We start from the raw sequence: 19,468 nt of genomic DNA, 5'->3' as shown, positions 1-19,468 counted from the left end.
AAATAAAGATCGAAAAATAAAACGAACGAAGGCATACGCCTGCGACACGCGTACCTCTGAACAGGACCGCCGCGAACGCACGACCGTTCCGGCGGGGGCCCAGCAAAGGGCGGGAAAGGACGGGAGCAGTAGATGAGTGGCGTAAACGGGGCCGCCCACAGTAACCAGCTTAGCCTGGAGCGGGACTTGGTCTCCCCCTTCACCGCCTTGCAGGCCATGGCGGAGAGCAGCCGGTGTCTCTATTGTTACGAGGCGGCCTGTGTCACGGCCTGCCCCACCGCGATCGACATTCCGGGCTTTATCCGCAAGATCGGCACCGGCAATGTGAAGGGGGCCGCCCGCACCATCCTGGACGCCAACATCATGGGCGGCACCTGCGCCCGCGCCTGCCCGACTGAGGTGCTGTGCGAGCAGGCCTGCGTGCGCAACAAGGCGGAGGCGGAACCGGTGCTGATCGGCAGGCTGCAACGCTATGCCACCGATGTGCTGTTCAAGGCGGGCGTGCAGCCCTTCACGCGACAGGCGCCGACCGGCAAGCATGTCGCGGTGGTGGGCGGCGGCCCGGCCGGCCTCGCCTGCGCCCACCGGCTGGCCCTGCTGGGGCACGAGGTCACGGTGTTCGAAGCCCGCGCCAAGGCCGGCGGCCTGAACGAGTATGGCCTGGCTGCCTACAAGATGGTCGACGACTTCGCCCAGCGCGAGGTGGACTTCATCCTGTCCCTGGGCGGTATCACGGTGAAGACGGGCGTGGCCCTGGGCCGCGACGTCACGCTGGCCCAACTGCGCCAGGACCATGACGCCGTGTTCCTGGGGATCGGCCTTGCCGGCATCAACACCCTGGGTGTGGCCGGCGAGGATTTGGCCGGTGTGGCCGACGCGGTGGACGTCATCGCCGCGCTGCGTCAGCGGGCCGCCCCGCCGGTGGCCCTGGCCGGTCGGCGCCTGGTGGTCATCGGTGGCGGCAACACGGCGGTGGACGCCGCCATCCAGTCGCTGTGCGCCGGCGCGGCGGAGGTGACCATGGCTTACCGCCGGGGCACGGCCGAGATGGGCGCCACCGGGCATGAGCAGGATCTGGCCCGCACCCAGGGGGTGGTCCTGCGCACCTGGCTGGCGCCGCGCGAGATCCTGGGAACCGGCGGCGCCGTCAGCGGCATCGTGCTGGAACGCATGGCGATGGATGCCGGCCGCCTGGTTGGGACCGGCGAGACGGTGACCATCCCCTGTGACGTGGTGCTGAAAGCCGTGGGGCAGAAGCTGGCGCCCGGCGGGCTGGACGGTCTGGTGTTGGCGGGCGGCCGCATCCAGGTGGACGAGACCCTGGCCACCAGCCTGCCCGGCGTCTATGCCGGCGGCGATTGCATCAAAAGCGGCGAGGACCTGACCGTGCAGTCCGTGGCGGACGGCAAGGCGGCGGCCTTCGCCATCGACGCTTACCTCAAGGCTTGAACAGGGGAGGGACGACCCATGGCCGATCTTCGCGGCACCATCGCCGGCATCAAATCGCCCAACCCGTTCTGGCTGGCCTCCGCCCCGCCCACGGACAAGGAATACAACGTCGTCCGGGCCTTCAAGGCCGGTTGGGGCGGTGTGGTGTGGAAGACGCTGGGCGAGGACCCGCCCGTGGTCAACGTCAGCAGCCGCTACGGCGCCCTGCTGGACAGCAACCGCACCATGATCGGCTTCAACAACATCGAGCTGATCACCGACCGCCCGCTGGAGGTCAACCTGCGGGAAATCGCGGCGGTGAAGAAGGCCTGGCCCGACCGTGCCGTCGTCGTCTCGCTCATGGCGGTGATGACGGAGGAAGCATGGGCCGGCCTGGCCCGGCGCATCGAGCCCACGGGCGCCGATGGGCTGGAGCTGAATTTCGGCTGCCCGCACGGCATGTGTGAGCGCGGCATGGGCTCCGCCATCGGCCAGGTGCCGGAAATGGTGGAGCAGGTGACCCGCTGGGTGAAGAACGCCACCCGCCTGCCGGTGATCGTGAAGCTGACGCCCAACATCACCAACGTGCTGTGGTCGGCGGAAGCGGCCAAGCGCGGCGGGGCCGATGCCGTGTCGCTGATCAACACCATCAATTCCATCGCCTCCATCGACCTGGACGCCATGGCGCCCACCCCCACCGTCGGCGGCAAGGGTACCCACGGCGGTTATTGCGGCCCGGCGGTGAAGCCCATCGCGCTGAACATGGTGGCGGAGATCGCGCGCAACCCCGACACGCGGGGCTTGCCCATCTCCGGCATCGGCGGCATCGGCACCTGGCGCGACGCGGCGGAGTTCCTGGCCCTGGGCTGCGGTTCCGTCCAGGTCTGCACCGCCGCGATGACCTACGGCTTCCGCATCGTCGAGGACATGATCGACGGGCTGTCGGCCTGGATGGATGAGAAGGGCTACCGCACCCTGGCCGATTTCCAGGGCCGCGCCGTGCCCAACGTCGTCAACTGGAACGACCTGAACATGAACTTCGTCACCAAGGCGAAGATCGACAAGGATCTGTGCATCGACTGCGGCCGCTGCCACATTGCGTGCGAGGACACCTCGCACCAGGCCATCCGCATCCTGCCCGGCGACGGAAAGCGTCTGTTCGAGGTGGTGGATGAGGAGTGCGTGGGCTGCAACCTGTGCGCCCATGTCTGCCCCGTGCCGGACTGCATCACCATGCATGAGCAGGAGACGGGCCGCCCCTACCTGACCTGGCCGGAGCATCCGCAGAACCCCGCTCGCGTCCTGCCGCCAAAAGCCGCCGAATAAGCTGGAGCGTTTGCGATATGAGCACGGAAGCAAAATTCGGAACGAACGTTGCCATCAACGGCAGCCGCCTGTGGGACAGCCTGATGGAGATGGCCAAGATCGGCGCGACGCCCAAGGGCGGTGTCTGCCGCCTGGCCCTGACGGACCTGGACAAGCAGAGCCGCGACCTGTTCGTGCGCTGGTGTGAGGATGCCGGCTGCACCATCACGGTGGACGCCATCGGCAACATCTTCGCCCGCCGCCCGGGCCGCAACAACGCGCTGCCGCCTATTCTGATGGGCAGCCATCTCGACAGCCAGCCCACCGGCGGCAAGTTCGATGGCGTCTATGGCGTGCTGGCCGGGCTGGAGGTGGTGCGCACCCTTAACGACCTGAACTACCAGACCGAGGCGCCCATCGAGGTCGTGGCCTGGACCAATGAGGAAGGGTCCCGTTTCGCGCCGGCCATGGTGGCCTCGGGCGTTTTCGCCGGCACCTTCGACCTGGAGTACGGCCTGTCGCGCAAGGACCTGGACGGCAAGACCATGGGGGAGGAACTGGCGCGCATCGGCTACGCCGGCGACGCTCCCATTCGCGGCCGCGACCTGGGCGCCTACTTCGAGGCGCATATCGAGCAGGGGCCCATCCTGGAGGCGGAGGACAAGACCATCGGCGTGGTCACCGACTGCCAGGGCCAGCGCTGGTATGAGATCACCTTCACGGGCCAGGAGGCCCACGCCGGCCCTACGCCCATGAGCCGCCGGCGCGATGCCCTGCTGGGCGCCGCGCGCGTGGTGGAGGTGGTCAACCGCATCGGCCTGGAACACGCCCCCCTGGCCTGCGCCACCGTGGGCCTGATGCAGATCCACCCCAATTCCCGCAACGTCATCCCCGGCCGGGTGTTCTTCACCGTCGACTTCCGCCACCCGGACGACGCCGTGCTGGCGGAGATGGACGCCAAGCTGCGTAACGCGGTTACACGAGTCGCCCAGGAAGTCGGCCTGGAAACGGAATTCGAGCAGATTTGGTACTATGCCCCGGTGAAGTTCGACGCCGGTTGCGTCGATGCCGTGCGCGGCGCCGTGGCGGAATTGGGCTACAGTAACCGCGACATGGTGTCCGGGGCGGGGCATGACGCCTGCTACCTGGCCCGTGTAACCCCGACATCGATGATCTTCATTCCTTGTGTGGACGGCATCAGCCATAACGAGATTGAACACGCGCATCCTGAATGGTGTGAGGCTGGGTGCAATGTTCTGTTGCGGGCCGTGGTGGCGAAGGCCGACGCCACCTGACCCGCGTTCCAGGCAATGGGTCGAGGGGTTGGGAGTACAGATGGCGCAGGGTGTTGGGGGAGCGTCCAAGAAGGACCAGAAGACGGTACGGGCGGACGCGTCGGCCGCGGCACCCGAGGGTGGGATCCGGCGGGAGAACCTGCGGCGCATCCTGACGGCGGCGGAACAGGTGTTCGCCGAGCAAGGCTATGGCGGCGCCACCACGGCGGCCATCGCGCTGCGCGCCGGCCTGCCCAAGGCCAACGTGCATTATTATTTCAGCACCAAGCACGAGCTGTACCGCGCCGTGCTGGCCGATATCCTGAAGCAATGGCTGGACCCCCTGGCCCATGTCACGCCGGACAGTGACCCGGCCCAGGCGCTGGCGGGTTACATCCGCGCCAAGATGCGGGCCACGCGCGACCGGCCGGTGGTGTCCAAGGTCTTCGCCAGCGAGATCATCCATGGGGCCGCCGAGATCGAAGGTTTCCTGACGTCCGACCTGAAGAAACTGGTGGATGAGAAGTCGGCCGTGCTGGACGGCTGGATCGCCGAGGGCCGCATGGCGCCCGTGGATACCCGGCACTTCTTTTTCTTCATCTGGGCGGTGACCCAGCACTACGCCGACTTCGACGCCCAGGTGCGCGCCGTGCTGGGCCGCAAGAAGCTGACCCGCCGCGACTTCGACGCCATCACGGTGGAGGTCGTGCGCTTCATCCTGCGGGGTGCCGGGCTGTCGCTGCCCGCCGCCTAGTCCATTGAGAAGGGAGTTACCAATGACCACCAACCCCTCCGCCCGCACCTTGATCCGGGGCGGCACCGTGGTCACCGCCGACCAGACCTTCCGCGCCGATGTCTACGCCGAGGGTGGGGTGATCAAGGCGGTGGGGCCGGACCTGGATGCGCCGGCGGGCGTGGCGGTGGTGGATGCCGGCGGCTGCTACGTCATGCCGGGCGGTATCGACCCGCACACGCACATGCAGCTACCCTTCATGGGCACGGTGGCCAGCGATGATTTCTATACCGGCACGGCGGCGGGCTTGGCCGGCGGCACCACCATGATCATCGACTTCGTCATCCCCAACCCCAAGCAGAACGTGATGGAGGCCTACCGCACCTGGCGCGGCTGGGCGGAAAAGGCGGCGGCCGACTATTCCTTCCACGTCGCCATCACCTGGTGGGACGACAGCGTGCACGCCGACATGGGCACCCTGGTGCGTGAGCACGGCGTGAACAGCTTCAAGCATTTCATGGCCTACAAGAACGCCATCATGTGCGATGACGAGGTGCTGGTGAACAGCTTCACCCGCGCCCTGGAACTGGGGGCCATGCCCACCGTCCATGCCGAGAATGGCGAGCTTGTGTTCCAGCTGCAGAAGCAGTTGCTGGCCCAAGGCCTGACCGGCCCCGAGGCCCACCCCCTGTCCCGCCCCACGGCGGTGGAGGGGGAGGCGGCGAACCGCGCCATCCAGATCGCCAAGGTGCTGGGCGTGCCGCTCTACATCGTGCATGTCAGCTGCCGTGAGGCGCTGGAGGCCATCGCGCGCGGCCGCATGGACGGCCACCGCGTCTATGGCGAGGTGCTGGCCGGCCACCTGCTGGTGGACGACAGCGTCTACCGCCATCCCGATTTCGAGGTGGCCGCCGCCCACGTCATGAGCCCGCCCTTCCGGCCCAAGGATCATCAGGCGGCCCTGTGGCACGGCCTGCAGTCCGGCACCCTGCACACCACCGCCACCGATCATTGCTGCTTCTGCGCGCCGCAGAAGGCCGCCGGCCGCCATGACTTCACCCGCATCCCCAACGGGACGGGTGGGGTGGAGGACCGCATGGCCGTGCTGTGGCACCACGGGGTGAACAGCGGCCGGCTGACCATGAACGAGTTTGTCAAGGTCACCTCGGCCAACGCCGCGCAGATCTTCAACATCTATCCGCGCAAGGGTTCGGTCGCCGTCGGCGCCGACGCTGACCTCGTGGTGTGGGACCCGGCGGCCACCAAGACCATCTCCGCCAAGACCCATCACCAGAACGTGGACTACAACATTTTCGAAGGCATGGAGGTGAAGGGCCTGCCGCGCGTGACCCTGACCGCCGGCCGCGTCGCCTGGCAGGACGGCGACCTGCGCGCCGTGCGCGGTGCCGGTCGCCACGTGAACCGCCCAGCCTTCGCCCCCGGCTTCGACGCCGCCGCCAAGCGCAAGGAGGCCCTGAAGCCCACGGGGGTGGATCGGGGCTGAGCGGCCCTAATATTTCTCAAAAAATAAGAAAATGAGAACGGGATTGGGATTGCCGCAGGTATAAGCAACCATAAGGTTGGACTGGGGGCATAGATGGGCACAGGGCACGGGGTCGATACGACCTCCGAAATCTGGAACGCGGATCTGGCGCCGGTGGATGCGGGTCACCGCACCTGGCGATGGATACACTTTGCGGCGCTGTGGGTGGGCATGGTCATGTGCATCCCCTCCTACATGCTGGCGTCGGGCCTGATCGAACAGGGCATGTCGGCGTGGCAAGCCGTCGGCACGGTGCTGCTGGGCAACCTGATCGTGCTGGTGCCCATGCTGCTGGTGGGCCATTCCGGTGCCAAGTATGGCGTGCCCTTCGCCGTCATCGTCCGCTCCGCCTTCGGGGTGCGGGGCAACAAGCTGCCGGCCCTGCTGCGCGCGCTGATCGCCTGCGGCTGGTTCGGTATCCAGTGCTGGGTGGGCGGCAGCGCGATCTACGCCATTGGCAACATCCTGACGGCCGGCGCGCTGGACGGGGCCAAGCTGGGCTGGATCGGCATCAACGCCGGTCAACTGGTGTGCTTCTTCCTGTTCTGGGCCCTGCATCTCTATTTCATCGCCAAGGGGCCCGAATCCATCCGCTGGGTGGAGACGGTGACGGCGCCCTTGAAGATCCTGATCATCCTTGCGCTGCTGTGGTGGGCCTACGACAAGGCCGGCGGCTTCGGCAGCCTGTTGTCCGCCCCGTCGCAGTTCGGCCCCGGCGGCGCCAAGGAAGGCGGGTTCTGGGCGGCCTTCCTGCCGGGCCTGACGGCCATGGTGGGGTACTGGTCCACCCTGGCCATCAACATCCCGGACTTCACCCGCTTCGCCCGCAGCCAGAAGGACCAGTACCAAGGCCAGGCGCTGGGCCTGCCGCTGCCCATGGCGGGCCTGGCCTTCATCAGTGTGGCCGTGACGTCGGCGACCATCACCGTCTATGGCAAGGCCATCTGGGATCCGGTGGACCTGGCCGGCCGGATGGAGGGCTTCGCCGTCGCCATCGGCCTCGCCATCATCGTCATCGACACGCTGTGCGTGAACCTGGCGGCCAACACCGTGGGGCCGGCCTACGACTTCGCCGCCATCTTCCCCCGGGCGGTGAACTTCAGCCGCGGCGGTTACATTACCGCCGCCATCGGTGTCATCATGATGCCGTGGAAGCTGATCGAGAGCACCGAGGGTTACATCTTCACCTGGCTGCTGGGCTATGGCGCCCTGCTGGGGCCGCTGCTGGGCATCATGCTGGCCGACTATTGGCTGGTGCGCCGCGCACGCCTGAGCCTGGAGGGCCTGTTCGACCTCAACGGACCCTATGCCTACCGCGGCGGCTGGAACCTCACGGCCCTGGTGGCCTTCGTCCTTGCCGTGCTGCCCAACATCCCGGGCTTCCTGCACGCGGCCTTTCCGGCGGCCTTCGCCGGCGTGCCGGCCTTCTTCCAGGCCATCTACAGCTACGCCTGGTTCACCGGCCTGTTCATTTCCACCATCCTGTACGCCGCCCTCATGCGCCGGCCGGCGGCATGATCACCTGTGACGAAGTGGAGGCCAGGCCCAGGAAACCGTAGCCTGGGCCAAGACGGCGCCTCCGCCGGCTGCCATAGTCCCAGGCATCGAGGCATGGGAGGATGACGATGGCGGTGGCACCCCTGAAGCCGCAGGCGGAGGTGGCGAATTTCCTGAACCTGGACATCCGGGTGGGCCGGGTGGCGGAGGTCCAACCTTTCCCCAAGGCGCGCAACCCGTCCTACAAGGTGGCGGTGGACTTGGGCGAGCTGGGCGTCAAATGGTCAAGTGCCCAGATCACGCACTACGCCCCCGATGACCTGATGGGCGCGCAGGTGGTCTGCGTCTGCAACTTCCCGCCACGCAACATCGCCGGCTTCCTGTCCGAGGTCCTGATCTTGGGGGCCCGCAACGCCGAGGGCAACGTCATCGTGCTGACCCCCTGGTCGGCCGTACCGCCGGGCGAGACGGTTTACTGAGGGTTCAGGCCTCCCGCAGCAGCCGGATGAAGTCGTCGGCGAAGGTGTCGGCGTCATAGGAAGAGGGCGGCCCTGGCGACCCCCTTATACCCAGATATGATAGCGGCATCGCGCCCCTGGCCCGACACTGCCCCCATCGAACGGTGCCCTGTTGAAGTGCGGCGCCGGAACCACGCGTCAAGGAGGCGGTGCGATGGATTGGGACCGGGTTCGGGTATTCCACACGGTGGCGGAGGCCGGCAGCTTCACCCATGCTGGCGCGGTCCTGGCCCTCAGCCAGTCGGCCATCAGCCGGCAGATCAGCAGCCTGGAACAGCAATTGAAGGCCCGCCTGTTCCACCGCCATGCCCGTGGCCTGGTGCTGACCGAGCAGGGGGAGGTGCTGTACCAGACCGCCCGCGACGTCATCGACCGCCTGGCGATGGCGGAGGCGCGGGTGAGCGACAGCCTGGAACAGGCGGGCGGCACCTTGCGGATCAGCACCACGGCGGCCTTCGCCCAATGGCTGGCGCCCCGACTGAAGGCCTTCCAGGACCGGCATGCGGACGTGCGCGTGGTGCTGCAGCTGGATGAGGGCAACGCCAACCTGGCGCTGCGCCAGGCCGACGTCGCCATCCGCATGGGCGCGCCCAGCCAGCTTGACCTGATTCAGCGGCCGCTGTTCGCCACCCACATCCAGGCGTACGCCACGGCGGACTACGTTCGGGCTCACGGTCTGCCGCAGCGGCCGGAGGATTTGGACGGGCACCGCCTGATCGCCTACCGCGACAGCCTGACGGCCCCTGGCTCCGCCCTGGCGGCGGAGGGAAACTGGCTGCTGTATGCGGGCGTGGGGGAGGAGGGTGGGCGCCAGCCGGCCCTGGCGGTCGATGACGCACAGGCGGTGCACCTTGCCATCCGCAGCGGCCTTGGCATCGGCACGCTGCCCTGTTTCTTCGCTGAGGATGCCAAGGCCCAGGACCAGGGCCTGATCCGGATTTTGCCGGCGGTGCCTGCCCCGCGCCTGGATGCCTACCTGGTCTACGCCGTGGCGCTGCGCGGCTCAAAACGCATCGGCGCCTTCCGCGACTTCGTGATGCACGAACTGCGGAAGGCGCCGATGGGTAAGGCGGCCTGATGGCCCAACCTAATGGCCCAGGGGCAAAGGCTAGACCTTGCCCAGCAGCAGGGCCAGGACCAGGATGATGTCGCCGACGATCATCAGGAACATGGAGAAGCCCCAGCCCAGGGCGAAGTGCGCCAGGAACATCAGCAGCAGCAGAACGACGGAGATGATGCCCGCCTTCACGAAGCGGGTGAACGAATGCCAGCCGTCGGCATGTTCCTTGACCACCGCGTCGCTGACCGCGACCGCACCGCTGTGAGCACCGGCCATATCTTGCCCTCCCTTATCCCGAGACGTAACCCGTTTCCCAAGGTTTATGCGCAAACGCGGGCCCCTGGCAAGGGGCCGCGTTGTTCGCCGAACGGTTGAGGTCACGCCTTGGTTGTGGACCGCAGCCAGTCGCGGATGGTGCTCGCGTCGCGGGCGGTGGCGGCGATGTAGCCGTCCGGCCGCACCAGCACCCAGGTGCCGGGGGTGAGATCATAGGCCTGGGCGACGTGCCCGGCGTCGTCCATCAGGTCGGCCGATTGTCCGCAGTCTTGCGGCGCCACGGTGAGCACCCTGACCTCCTCCGGCCAGCCGCCGCCCGCCGTGTCCTTGTCCACGCCATAGGCCAGCAGTGTGAAGTGCGGCCCCTGGTAAACCTCGAACAACCGTGTGGGGGTGCCGGCGGCCGTCCGGCAGGGGGCGTCCGGGGCCCGGTCGCCGGCCACCACCCGCCCGTGGTCGGCCTGGACTTCGGTGGCCAGCGGGCCGTCGCGATAGCTCAGGTCCAACTCGCGCGTCTCCCGGCCGCGGCGCATCCCTTCCGTCGTGCCCATCTGGCCCAGCAGCCGGCCGCTGAGGCCCAGCACGTGGGCGGCGATGGGCCGGCGCTCCGCCTCATAGCTGTCCAGCAGGCCGTCAGGCGCCCCCCGCAGCACGGCAGCCAGCTTCCAGCCCAGGTTATAGGCGTCCTGCACGCTAGTGTTCAGGCCCTGGCCGCCCGTCGGCGGGTGCACATGGGCGGCGTCGCCGGCGATGAACACGCGGCCCACGCGGTAGCGGTCGGCAAGGCGCAGGTTGACGCGCAGGGTGGACAGCCAGGTGGGTTCCCCCACCGTCAGGTCGTCGCGGCCAGTGCGTTCCCGCACGATGGCGCTGATCAGGTCCCGGGTGGGTGTTACCTCATCCGGCACCTGGGCCACCACCTGGAACAGGTCGGTGCCGGCCAGCGGGCACAGCGCCAGCTGGGCGTCGGGGGCGTACCAGCGGTGCCAGGCGTCGAACGCCAACCCGGCGATGGGCATGTCGCCGATGATGGCGCGGAAGGGCAGTGTCTCCCCCGGGAAGCCGATGTCCAGTGCGTGGCGGACGAAGCTGCGGCCACCATCGGTGCCCACCAGATAGCGGGCGCGTAAGCTGACCTCCCCCTCACTGGTGCGTAGTCGGGCGGTGACGCCCTCGGCATCCTGGTCGAAGCCCGTCAACTCCGTGGCGAAGGCGGGGGCGTGACCGAAGCCCGCCAGGCGGCGGAGCAAGACCGCCTCCGTCTGGAATTGCGGCACCATCAACGGATTGCCGTAGGGTTCCGCCGGGGTGGGCGGCTGCACGTCGTGCAGCTGGGTGCGCACAACCTGGCCGCCATCATAGGTCAGGACGGTGGGGTAGGGGCCGCCCACGGCCAGCAGGTCGGCCAGCACGCCCAGATCCTCGAACACCTCCAAACTGCGGGGCTGCAGGCCCTTGCCACGCGAACCGGGGAAGGGGCCGGTGTTCTTCTCCACCAAGTGGAAATCCACGCCCCGGCGGGCCAGATCCAGCGCCAGGGTCAGGCCGGCGGCGCCAGCACCCACGATCAGGATATCGGTATCGAAACGAGCCACGGGACTCTCCAATTATGTGCATGATGCACGGATATGGGCGCAATCAGCCGCGATATCCGTGTATAATGCACATATATCGGCACCCTGGACGCTTGCCAAGAAAAATGTGCATAATGCACACATGAGGAACGAGCTGCATGAAGCGCTGATGGATCTGGTGGGGGTGGTGAACCGCCCCCAGCCGGACCAATACATGTTGAACCTGGCCGGCGTGTCGCTGGACCGGGCGCTGTTCCCCTTGCTGGTGCGCATCGGCCTGCGCGGCCCCCTCGGTGTGGTGGAGCTGGCTGAACTGGCGGGCCGCGACCATTCCACGGTCAGCCGGCAGGTGGCGAAGCTGGAAAGCCTGGGCTTGGTTGAGCGGCGGGCCGGTGCCACCGACGCGCGGGTGCGCGAGGCCGTGGTGACACCCGCCGGCCAGGCCATGGTCGAGGCGATAGGTCAGGCGCGCAGTCGCATGTACGCGGCGGTGCTGGCCGACTGGACGGAAGAGGACAAGGCCACCCTGGCCCGGCTGCTGCGCCGCCTGGCCGACCGGGCCAAGGCATGGGTGGAGGACGGCAGCCCTAACCCTGGTGGGGACAAGGGCGCCGACAAGCCTTAAACAGTGGGGTTGAGGGCGATGGCCGGAAGGGGCAGGGGACCGCTCAGCACGGCACGATTTCCTTCCACCGTCACCCGGCCCTCGGCGATGAGGCGCACGGCCAGGGGGTAGAGCTCATGCTCCGCCGTCAGGACGCGGGCCGACAGGGTGTCGGCGGTGTCGTCCGCCTGTACCGGCACGGCGGCCTGGGCCACGATGGGGCCGCTGTCCACCTCGCTGCGCACATAGTGCACGGTGCAGCCGTGGAAGCGCACGCCGGCGTCCAGCGCCCGCTGGTGGGTGTCGATGCCGGGGAAGGCCGGCAGCAGCGACGGGTGGATGTTGATCAGCCGGTCGCGCCAGTGGTCCACGAACCAGGGCGACAGCAGGCGCATGAAGCCGGCCAGGCAGACCAGCTGCACGCCGGCATCCTCCAGCGCGCGGGTCATGGCCTGCTCGAACGCCGGCTTGTCGGCATAGTCCTTGTGCGGCAGCGCCAGGGCCGGGATGCCGGCGCCCCGCGCCCGCTCCAGCCCCGCGGCGTCCGCCTTATTGGACAGGACCAACGCCACCGTGGCCGGGAAATCCGGCGCGGCGGCGGCGTTCATCAGGGCCTGCAGGTTGCTGCCCCGGCCGGAAATAAGAACGCCCAGCTTGAGTTTGCCGGGCGTTCCGCTGTTTACGAGTGCCATGCCTTGTCCGTGCCGGTCACCGTGACGCGATGGGCGGCGTCGGCCGCGACCGGCACAACCTGGCCGATGCGGGCGACCGTCTCGCCGCCCTGGGTCAGGACGGATATCGCCTCATCCGCCTTGTCGGCGGGGACCACCACGGCCATGCCGATGCCGCAGTTGAAGGTGCGGGCCAGTTCCAGGTCGGCGATGGTGCCGACACCGGCCATCCAGCGGAACACTGGCGGCAAGGTCCAGGACGTGGCATCCAGGGTGACGCCCAGGCCGTCGGGCAGCACGCGCGGAATGTTCTCGATCAGGCCACCGCCGGTGATGTGGGCCATGGCCTTCACCAGGCCGGCGCGCACGGCGGCCAGCGTGCTCTTCACATAAATCCGGGTGGGGGTCAGCAGCGCCTCACCCAGGGTCTTGCCCGGGGCGAAGGGGGCTTCGTCCTCATAGCTCAGGCCGGAGACGGAGACCAGCTTGCGCACCAGGGAATAGCCGTTGGAATGCACGCCGCTGGACGCCAGGCCCAGCACCACGTCGCCGGCGGCGACACCGGCGCCGGTCAGCACCTGGCTGCGTTCCACAGCACCGACGGAGAAGCCGGCCAGGTCATAGTCGCCATCGGCGTACATGCCCGGCATCTCGGCCGTCTCACCGCCAACCAGGGCGCAGCCCGCCTGGCGGCAGCCCTCGGCGATGCCCGCGACGATGGCGCGGCCGGCGGCCACATCCAACTTTCCGGTCGCGAAATAATCCAGGAACAGCAAGGGCTCGGCCCCCTGCACCACCAGATCGTTCACGCACATGGCGACCAGGTCGATGCCGACCGTGTCATGGCGCTTGGCGTCGATGGCGACCTTCAGCTTGGTGCCGACGCCGTCGGTGGTGGAAACCAGCAGCGGATCGGTGAAGCCGGCGGCGCGCAGGTCGAACAGGGCGCCGAAGCCGCCCAGGCCGGCGTCGGAACCGGTGCGCGCGGTGGACTTGGCCAGGGGCTTGATGGCCTCGACCAGGGCGTTGCCCGCGTCGATGTCGACACCGGCGTCCTTATACGAATAGGTGCTTATGGCGTCCTCGCAGGGCCTGGGCTAAGAAGGGGCGTCCGTCAGGGCCGGCTGCGCTCAAGGCCGCCGCCCGCGACCGTCGGTTTAAGACGGTTTCATGACCCGCCCGGGTTTCGGGGCCGAACATAGCAATATCGGAAGGCTTTGCAATGCCGCACCGCTGCATCCCCCTCTTGCGCCAGACCGGGTTTCGGGGCGCCCTTTTCCTGGCCCTGGCCGCCGGCGCCCTTGCCGGCACCGCCCGTGCCGAGGCGGGACGGAGCGTCGCCGCGGAACAGGCCTTTGTTGAGCAGGGCGTGGATGTGGACGTCACCGCCGGCAACGCCAACCAAGCCCGCGACCAAGCCATCCTGCAAGCCCAGCGCGAGGCCTTGGCCCGCCTGTTCCGCAAGCTGACCCCGGCCGCTGACGGCCGCCAACCCCCGGCCGTCAGCCAGGGCGAGCTGGAGGCCCTGGTGGCCGGCTTCGAGCTGGAGCAGGAGCGCGCGTCCTCCGTCCGCTATGTCGGCCGTTTCACCGTCCGGTTCCGGCCCGCCGCCGTGCGCCAGCTGCTGCAGCAGAACGGCGTGCGCTATGCCGAGATGGTGGGCAAGCCCGCCCTGGTGCTGCCCCTGGACGCCACCGGCGCCGAACCCGCGCTGTGGACCGATGGCCCCTGGCGCCAGGCTTGGTCGCAGATCGGCCCGGTGGACGGGCTGGTACCCCTGGCCCTGGTGCCGCCGGACCCCGCCGACCAGAACGAGCTGCCGGCCAAGGCGGCGCTGACACCGGACGCGACCGTTTTGGCCCACATCGCCGCCCGCCACGGCGCCGGACAGGTCGTCGTCGCCCGGCTGGAGGGCGACGCCGCCAAGGGCTATCAGCTGACGCTCAGCACCTTTGTGCCGGGCGAGGGCCTGTCGCCGGCCGAGACGGTGCCGCAATCGGCCTTCGTCCCCCGCCCGCTGCCCGCTGCCGACACCCAGCCGCCCGCTGCCGGTGCCGCCGCCCCACCCCCGTTGCCGGCCACCCTGGGCCTGGCCGTGGCCACGGTGGTGGACCGGGTGGAGGAGGGGTGGAAGCGTCGCGTGGTGGTGGACGCCCGCCAGTCCGGCCAGGTGGCCGTGCGCGTGCCCCTGACCGACCTTACCACCTTGGTGGAGGTGCGGCGCCGCCTGGCCGGTGTGCCCATGGTCACCCAGGTGGACACCAGCGCGCTCAAGACCACGGAGGCCCTGCTCACCCTGACCGTGTTGGGCGACGTCGGCCACCTGAAGACGGCCCTGGCCCAACGGGACCTGGTGCTCGCCGAGGTGGATGCCGCCCCGGCACCCACCCCCGGGGCCGCCCCGGGGGCCGTTCCCGCCTCCGCGTCGGCGACGCCGGCTGAGGTGCGTTACCAGATCAGCCTGGCCGGCGCCCCGTCATAAGGGTGCCTGATTCCAGGGCCTTATCTGTTATTGTCTGGGCTTGTGCCTGATTCGGTGTTGGTGGGGGGACGATGGCGGAAACGCATGCAGGGCGGCAGATACGGTTCTGGCTGATCGGTCTTGTCGTGGGCGTCGTCCTGATCTGGCTGCTGCGCGGCATGCTGCTGCCCTTCGTCGCCGGCATGGCCATCGCCTATCTGCTGGACCCCGTGGCCGACCGGCTGGAGGGGTTTGGGCTGCCGCGCCTGGCGGCCACCTGCGTGGTGCTGCTGGTCTTCGTCGTCGTCGTGGTGCTTTGCATCCTGCTGCTGGTGCCCTTGATCCAGCAGCAGGTCACCCAGTTGATCGAAAGCCTGCCGGCCATCATCACCTGGGCCAGGGATGAGACCATGCAGCGCGTCCGCAGCCTGATGGCCGCCTTGCCGCCGGATGACATCGAGCGGCTGCGCAGTGCCGCCAGCGAATATGTCGGCACCCTGGTGGGCTGGGGGGCGGACTTCATCAAGAACCTGTTCAGCGGTGGTGCCGCCCTGTTCGGCCTCGTGTCCCTGCTGTTCATCACGCCGGTGGTGGCCTTCTACCTGCTGCGCGACTGGGACCGCATGGTGGCGACCCTGGATGGCTGGCTGCCGCGCGAGCACGCCGAGGTGGTGCGCGAGCAGTTGCGCGCCGTCGACCGCACGCTGGCCGGATTCGTGCGCGGCCAGGCCACCGTCTGCCTGGCGCTGGGCGCCTTCTACGCCCTGGCCATGACGGCGGTGGGGCTGAACTTCGGCCTGGTCATCGGCCTGATCGCGGGCATCCTGTCCTTCATCCCTTATGTCGGCACGGTGGTGGGCTTCGGCGCCAGCGTGGGCGTGGCCCTGTTCCAGTTCCACGACCTGTGGCGCGAGGGGCTGGTGGTGGCGCTGTACATCTTGGGCCACCTGCTGGAAGGTTATGTCCTGACGCCCAAGCTGGTGGGCGACAAGGTGGGCCTGCATCCTGTCTGGGTCATGTTCGCCCTGCTGGCCGGCGGCAGCCTGTTCGGCTTCACCGGCGTGCTGCTGGCGGTGCCGGTGGCGGCCGTCATCGGCGTGCTGGTGCGCTTCGGATTGCGTCAGTACCTCGCCAGCAGCTATTACACCGGCGTGCCTCCGGAAGAGGTGCTGCGCGAGGATCTGGCCCAGGAAGGCCTGGTCACGCCGGGGACGGACGCCGGGGCGCCGCCGCCGGTGCCCTGACCCGGCGTTCCGCCAGCGCCCCGTCCGTCCGCCTTTCGTGCCCGTTGCCGGTAAGACCCTGGAATCATGGCCGACTTGAGACAATTGCCCCTGGATCTGGGGCACCGTTCCGCCATGGGGGAGGCCGACTTCCTGGTGGCGCCGGGCAACGCCGACGCGGTGGCCTGGCTGGACGCCTGGCCGGACTGGCCGGCCCCGGCCCTGGTGCTGTACGGCCCCCCCGGCTGCGGCAAGAGCCACCTGGCCCAGGTGTGGCGCGCCCGGTCGCGCGCACCCCTGCTGGGGCCGGAGGATTTGGACCCGGCGGAGGTGCCCCACCTGCTGGGCCCCACCCGCACCGCCGTCATCGACCGCACGCATGAGATCTCGGGCGACACGGTGCGCGAGCGTGCCCTGTTGCATCTCTACAACGTGACCAAGGAGGCGGGCGGCCAACTGCTGCTGCTGGCGCACTACGCCCCGGTCAACTGGACCCTGCGCCTGCCCGACCTGCGCTCCCGCCTGGTGGCCGCCCCCGCCGTGGGCATGGCCGCCCCGGACGACGCCCTGCTGATGGCCGTGCTGGTCAAGCTGTTCGACGATCGCCAGGTGCGGGTGGGGGAAGAGGTCATCGCCTGGCTGATGACCCACACCGAACGCTCCTTCGACAGCGCGCGGCGCACCGTGGCCCTGCTGGATCGCGCCGCCCTGGCCGCCAAGAAGCCCATCACCGTGGCCTTCTGCCGCCAGGTGCTGGAGCCCAAGGACAAGCCGGCGGACGCCTGATCCGACTATTGCTTCGCTGGTGTCTATTTGGGAATCAACTTGAAGTTGATGTGGATAGATTCTAGCGTTCCTGCGAACCGTGCCAGACACGCAGGATAAGCACGCGGTCGTCTTCAATCTTATAAACGATCACATAGGGATAAATGACTGTGACCTCGCGTGTTCCAGGCTTGGAGCCTGGGCGGCCACGGCGGGGGAATGTCTTCAGGCTATCACCCGCAGCGGCCAGGCGTTGAGCAATGTCGGTAGCGGCGATGGGATTGAATTGGGCGATATAAGCGCGGTGTCCGATCACGTCCCGAAGGGCGGGGACCGACCAGACGACACGCACTAAGCGCCTTTCACAGGGATAGGGGCGGGCAAATCCTCGCCCGCGGCCAGCCGCAGCAGCCACTCACGTACAACCTCATGGTCGACGTAATCGCCACGAGCCACCGCTTCCAGCGCCTCATCGATCGCTCGATGTTTTGCGCCATTGTCATCAATATCGAAGATGGAAGCTGGCTTGGTCATGCACCCAGGATAGCATGCTTCCCGCCGGGACCCAACTACCGCCCCATCATCCAGAACATGCGCCGCCGGCTGTAGCCGCGCCATGTGGCTGGCAGCTTGGCCAGCGCCACGGCCTCCTCCTGCGCCAGACGGGACAGCAGGCGGGTGCTGCGGGCCTTGGGGCCGGTGGCCTTGGCCAGTTGCGCCACCAGTTGGGCGGCCTGGCGGGCGATGGCGGGGGCGGTGACGGCGCCGTGCAGGCGGGCGAGGGGGGCCAGGGGATCGGCGGCGGTGCGCTTGGGCGGGGCGGTCTTGGTGCCCTTGGCCACCTTGGGTTTGGCTGTCGCCACGGGATAGAGGCCGCGGCAGACCTCCGCCGTCTCATACAGCCGCTGTGCCCGGCGGCGCAGGCGTTCGAGCGCATCGGCGGCGGGGGGCGCCTTGCCCACCAGCACGGCGTTCCTCGCCCCAGGCGGTGGCGGAGACGGCAGCTCCAGCCGGTCGATGGCTCGGGCCACCTTGTCCTGCAGTTCGGCCAGCAGGCGGGGCGCCACGGTCTTCAACGGCTGATCCAGCGCGGGGGAGGCCCAGCCGCCGCCCTCGACCCAGGCGGCCAGGTCCAGCACCAGGGCGGTATGTCCGGCGCCGCGCAGATGCTTCATCACCCGGCGGCGCGCCTGCGTGGCGGCGTGGTCCAGGGCCAGGCGCTGGCGCTTGCTCAGGCCGGCGGCCCCCTTGCGGTCGGGCAGCAGGGCTGCGCGTTCGGCCAGGCGATCCCAGCCGCGCGCGGTTTCCAGCAGGGTGCGCAGGGGGGCCAGGCGCCTGCGCAGGGCGTCCGCCGCTTCCGCATGCGGGTTGGCGGCCGTCTTGGCCCCCACCCTCGCCATCGGCGCGGGGCCGGCGGCCGGTGGCAAGGTCATCGCCAAGCGCAGCAGGCGCATCGCCGTATCCAGCCGGCGGCTGGCCGCCGCCATCTCGCGCAGGGCCTGCGTGTCGCCGCTGTCCAGCAGCACCGTGGCGTTTTCCAGCAGGTGGCCCAGGGCATGGCGCGTGGCGTGGCGGAAGCCCTCCGCCACCGTGGTCACAGGCGTCAGGGCCGCCGGTTGGGCGGGAACGGCCGCCGCCGGCTTGCCGGTCAACAGGCGCAGGCCCGCGTCGGCCTTGCTGCCCGTGGTGATGCGCAGGGGCGCGTGGTGGTGCAGGGCGGCCGCCACCTCGAACAGGGCGGCGACCCGGCCGCCCTTCAGCTCCAGTTCCACCTCCGCCACCGGCCAGGTGGTCTCCTCCGCGTCGCCCGTTTCAGGGTTATTGGGCACGGACAGGCGCACCTCGCCCTGGTCCAGGGCTAGTTCCACGCTGGTGCGCGGGTCGGGGTGCAGCAGCAGGGCCGTGCGCTCGATATCGGTGGCGAAGCGGGAGGCGACCTGTGTCCACTGTTCCGATGTCAGCAGGTTGAAGATGCCGGCGGGCAGCAGGCCCAGGTCGGGACCGTCGCCCTCCGCCGGCAGCTGCCACTCCCATTCGCGCCGGCCCGCGGCGGCGGCGGTGCCGGCGTCGGAGGCCCAGGTCTTCACCGTCTGCACCCGCCGGCCGCCCTGCCGCCGCACCCGCAGGGCCAGGCCGTGGGCGGCCAGCGCCAGGTCGGGCGTGTCGTAATACGTCGTCACCTGATGGCGGTGGGCCGGTGGGCCATCGGCCATGCGCGCCAGCAGCGGCAGCGCTTGCAGGCGGGCCAGTGCCGCCGGTGTCGCCGCCAGCTTCACCTCCACCTCCCGCACGGCCAGGGCGCGCTTGGGCGGCGGCGGGGGGGCGATGGCCGGGGAACCGTCTGGCGACTGCGATGTTTCGTGGGGCGGTGTTTCAAAGGCGGCGGGGGAGGAAACGGCGGCGCGCCCCGCCTCCTGGGCGGAGGTGTCGGGACCGCTGGTGGTCGGTGTGGGGCGGGCGGGGCCGTTCGTCATCCTGCATGGATAACCGAAGACGGCGCTTACGTTAAGATCGTGTTGCGGAATTACATCGATTC

Annotated in this window: 19 protein-coding genes; 12 read left to right on the top strand and 7 right to left on the bottom strand. The window is 68.9% G+C overall.

Going from position 1 to position 19,468, the window contains the following annotated elements:
- The first annotated feature begins 132 nt into the window (after positions 1-132).
- The 8 genes from FBZ88_RS01210 (at position 133) to FBZ88_RS01175 (ending at position 9,376) form a co-directional block, all read left to right on the top strand.
- Complete coding sequence (locus FBZ88_RS01210; RefSeq protein ID WP_145615034.1) at positions 133-1,449, top strand: NAD(P)-dependent oxidoreductase; 1,317 nt, start codon at positions 133-135, stop codon at positions 1,447-1,449.
- A gap of 18 nt (positions 1,450-1,467) precedes the next feature.
- Entirely contained in the window at positions 1,468-2,754 is a 1,287-nt protein-coding gene (gene preA / locus FBZ88_RS01205; RefSeq protein WP_145615033.1) for an NAD-dependent dihydropyrimidine dehydrogenase subunit PreA, read from the top strand.
- Positions 2,755-2,771: 17 nt separating this feature from the next.
- On the top strand, positions 2,772-4,028 hold the full coding sequence (locus FBZ88_RS01200; RefSeq protein ID WP_145615032.1) for a Zn-dependent hydrolase: 1,257 nt from the start codon (positions 2,772-2,774) through the stop codon (positions 4,026-4,028).
- 40 nt (positions 4,029-4,068) lie between these two features.
- Positions 4,069-4,761: a TetR/AcrR family transcriptional regulator gene (locus tag FBZ88_RS01195; protein WP_145615031.1), complete on the top strand. Its 693-nt coding sequence runs from the start codon at positions 4,069-4,071 to the stop codon at positions 4,759-4,761.
- Positions 4,762-4,783: 22 nt separating this feature from the next.
- Positions 4,784-6,244: a dihydropyrimidinase gene (gene hydA, locus FBZ88_RS01190; RefSeq protein ID WP_145615030.1), complete on the top strand. Its 1,461-nt coding sequence runs from the start codon at positions 4,784-4,786 to the stop codon at positions 6,242-6,244.
- 93 nt (positions 6,245-6,337) lie between these two features.
- Positions 6,338-7,801 (top strand): NCS1 family nucleobase:cation symporter-1, encoded by a 1,464-nt coding sequence (locus FBZ88_RS01185; protein ID WP_145615029.1) that lies wholly within the window; start codon positions 6,338-6,340, stop codon positions 7,799-7,801.
- Between the two features lie 107 nt (positions 7,802-7,908).
- Positions 7,909-8,259 carry a tRNA-binding protein gene (locus FBZ88_RS01180; RefSeq protein WP_326486120.1) on the top strand — a complete coding sequence of 117 codons (351 nt, stop codon included), beginning with the start codon at positions 7,909-7,911 and terminating at the stop codon, positions 8,257-8,259.
- A gap of 193 nt (positions 8,260-8,452) precedes the next feature.
- On the top strand, positions 8,453-9,376 hold the full coding sequence (locus FBZ88_RS01175; RefSeq protein WP_145615027.1) for a LysR family transcriptional regulator: 924 nt from the start codon (positions 8,453-8,455) through the stop codon (positions 9,374-9,376).
- A 30-nt stretch (positions 9,377-9,406) separates the two neighbouring features.
- Here FBZ88_RS01175 and FBZ88_RS01170 read toward each other — a convergent pair whose 3' ends face one another.
- Positions 9,407-9,634 (bottom strand): hypothetical protein, encoded by a 228-nt coding sequence (locus FBZ88_RS01170; RefSeq protein ID WP_004272315.1) that lies wholly within the window; start codon positions 9,632-9,634, stop codon positions 9,407-9,409.
- Between the two features lie 101 nt (positions 9,635-9,735).
- The gene (locus FBZ88_RS01165) at positions 9,736-11,229 is read right to left on the bottom strand and encodes an FAD-dependent oxidoreductase (protein ID WP_145615026.1); all 1,494 of its coding nucleotides are present in this window, start codon (positions 11,227-11,229) and stop codon (positions 9,736-9,738) included.
- A gap of 121 nt (positions 11,230-11,350) precedes the next feature.
- On the opposite strand from FBZ88_RS01165, the gene FBZ88_RS01160 reads away from it, so the two are divergent.
- The gene (locus FBZ88_RS01160) at positions 11,351-11,833 is read left to right on the top strand and encodes a MarR family winged helix-turn-helix transcriptional regulator (protein ID WP_145615025.1); all 483 of its coding nucleotides are present in this window, start codon (positions 11,351-11,353) and stop codon (positions 11,831-11,833) included.
- Here the strand turns inward: FBZ88_RS01160 and purN are convergent.
- Together purN and purM are read right to left on the bottom strand one after the other, a co-directional pair.
- Entirely contained in the window at positions 11,830-12,504 is a 675-nt protein-coding gene (gene purN / locus FBZ88_RS01155) for a phosphoribosylglycinamide formyltransferase (RefSeq protein WP_145615024.1), read from the bottom strand. The two genes, FBZ88_RS01160 and purN, sit on opposite strands and share 4 nt — an antisense overlap.
- The gene (purM, locus tag FBZ88_RS01150; protein ID WP_145615023.1) at positions 12,492-13,559 is read right to left on the bottom strand and encodes a phosphoribosylformylglycinamidine cyclo-ligase; all 1,068 of its coding nucleotides are present in this window, start codon (positions 13,557-13,559) and stop codon (positions 12,492-12,494) included. Before purM ends, purN begins: the two co-directional genes overlap by 13 nt.
- A 146-nt stretch (positions 13,560-13,705) precedes the next feature.
- Between purM and FBZ88_RS01145 the strand changes: the two genes are divergently transcribed.
- From FBZ88_RS01145 to FBZ88_RS01135, 3 genes are all read left to right on the top strand, one after another.
- A complete protein-coding gene (locus FBZ88_RS01145; protein WP_145615022.1) occupies positions 13,706-14,965 on the top strand; it encodes a DUF2066 domain-containing protein in 1,260 nt (419 codons plus the stop codon).
- 71 nt (positions 14,966-15,036) lie between these two features.
- Positions 15,037-16,188, top strand: coding sequence for an AI-2E family transporter (locus tag FBZ88_RS01140; protein ID WP_145615021.1), 1,152 nt, complete (start codon positions 15,037-15,039; stop codon positions 16,186-16,188).
- 66 nt (positions 16,189-16,254) lie between these two features.
- On the top strand, positions 16,255-16,953 hold the full coding sequence (locus FBZ88_RS01135; RefSeq protein WP_186291446.1) for an HdaA/DnaA family protein: 699 nt from the start codon (positions 16,255-16,257) through the stop codon (positions 16,951-16,953).
- Between the two features lie 61 nt (positions 16,954-17,014).
- Here the strand turns inward: FBZ88_RS01135 and FBZ88_RS01130 are convergent, their stop codons facing one another.
- From FBZ88_RS01130 to FBZ88_RS01120, 3 genes are read right to left on the bottom strand one after another with little or no spacing between them, the layout of a single operon-like run.
- On the bottom strand, positions 17,015-17,284 hold the full coding sequence (locus tag FBZ88_RS01130) for a type II toxin-antitoxin system RelE/ParE family toxin (RefSeq protein WP_145615020.1): 270 nt from the start codon (positions 17,282-17,284) through the stop codon (positions 17,015-17,017).
- Positions 17,284-17,466, bottom strand: coding sequence for a hypothetical protein (locus FBZ88_RS01125; protein WP_145610157.1), 183 nt, complete (start codon positions 17,464-17,466; stop codon positions 17,284-17,286). The genes FBZ88_RS01130 and FBZ88_RS01125 overlap by 1 nt, the downstream gene beginning before the upstream one ends.
- A 35-nt stretch (positions 17,467-17,501) precedes the next feature.
- Positions 17,502-19,406, bottom strand: a complete 1,905-nt coding sequence (locus FBZ88_RS01120; RefSeq protein WP_145615019.1) for a CYTH and CHAD domain-containing protein — start codon at positions 19,404-19,406, stop codon at positions 17,502-17,504.
- Between the last annotated feature and the right edge of the window lie 62 nt (positions 19,407-19,468).

Origin of the sequence: Nitrospirillum bahiense (assembly GCF_007828025.1) — a bacterium.
GTDB lineage: Bacteria > Pseudomonadota > Alphaproteobacteria > Azospirillales > Azospirillaceae > Nitrospirillum > Nitrospirillum amazonense.
This window is presented reverse-complemented; position numbering and strand designations above follow the sequence as displayed.

Coding starts and splice junctions, on each gene's coding strand:
- FBZ88_RS01185 (WP_145615029.1), top strand. CDS start 6,338: ATGGGCACAGGGCACGGGGTCGATACGACCTCCGAAATCTGGAACGCG.
- FBZ88_RS01125 (WP_145610157.1), bottom strand. CDS start 17,466: ATGACCAAGCCAGCTTCCATCTTCGATATTGATGACAATGGCGCAAAA.
- FBZ88_RS01180 (WP_326486120.1), top strand. CDS start 7,909: ATGGCGGTGGCACCCCTGAAGCCGCAGGCGGAGGTGGCGAATTTCCTG.
- FBZ88_RS01170 (WP_004272315.1), bottom strand. CDS start 9,634: ATGGCCGGTGCTCACAGCGGTGCGGTCGCGGTCAGCGACGCGGTGGTC.
- preA (WP_145615033.1), top strand. CDS start 1,468: ATGGCCGATCTTCGCGGCACCATCGCCGGCATCAAATCGCCCAACCCG.
- FBZ88_RS01120 (WP_145615019.1), bottom strand. CDS start 19,406: ATGACGAACGGCCCCGCCCGCCCCACACCGACCACCAGCGGTCCCGAC.
- FBZ88_RS01145 (WP_145615022.1), top strand. CDS start 13,706: ATGCCGCACCGCTGCATCCCCCTCTTGCGCCAGACCGGGTTTCGGGGC.
- FBZ88_RS01140 (WP_145615021.1), top strand. CDS start 15,037: ATGGCGGAAACGCATGCAGGGCGGCAGATACGGTTCTGGCTGATCGGT.
- FBZ88_RS01195 (WP_145615031.1), top strand. CDS start 4,069: ATGGCGCAGGGTGTTGGGGGAGCGTCCAAGAAGGACCAGAAGACGGTA.
- hydA (WP_145615030.1), top strand. CDS start 4,784: ATGACCACCAACCCCTCCGCCCGCACCTTGATCCGGGGCGGCACCGTG.
- FBZ88_RS01175 (WP_145615027.1), top strand. CDS start 8,453: ATGGATTGGGACCGGGTTCGGGTATTCCACACGGTGGCGGAGGCCGGC.
- FBZ88_RS01135 (WP_186291446.1), top strand. CDS start 16,255: ATGGCCGACTTGAGACAATTGCCCCTGGATCTGGGGCACCGTTCCGCC.
- FBZ88_RS01200 (WP_145615032.1), top strand. CDS start 2,772: ATGAGCACGGAAGCAAAATTCGGAACGAACGTTGCCATCAACGGCAGC.
- FBZ88_RS01210 (WP_145615034.1), top strand. CDS start 133: ATGAGTGGCGTAAACGGGGCCGCCCACAGTAACCAGCTTAGCCTGGAG.
- FBZ88_RS01160 (WP_145615025.1), top strand. CDS start 11,351: ATGAGGAACGAGCTGCATGAAGCGCTGATGGATCTGGTGGGGGTGGTG.
- purN (WP_145615024.1), bottom strand. CDS start 12,504: ATGGCACTCGTAAACAGCGGAACGCCCGGCAAACTCAAGCTGGGCGTT.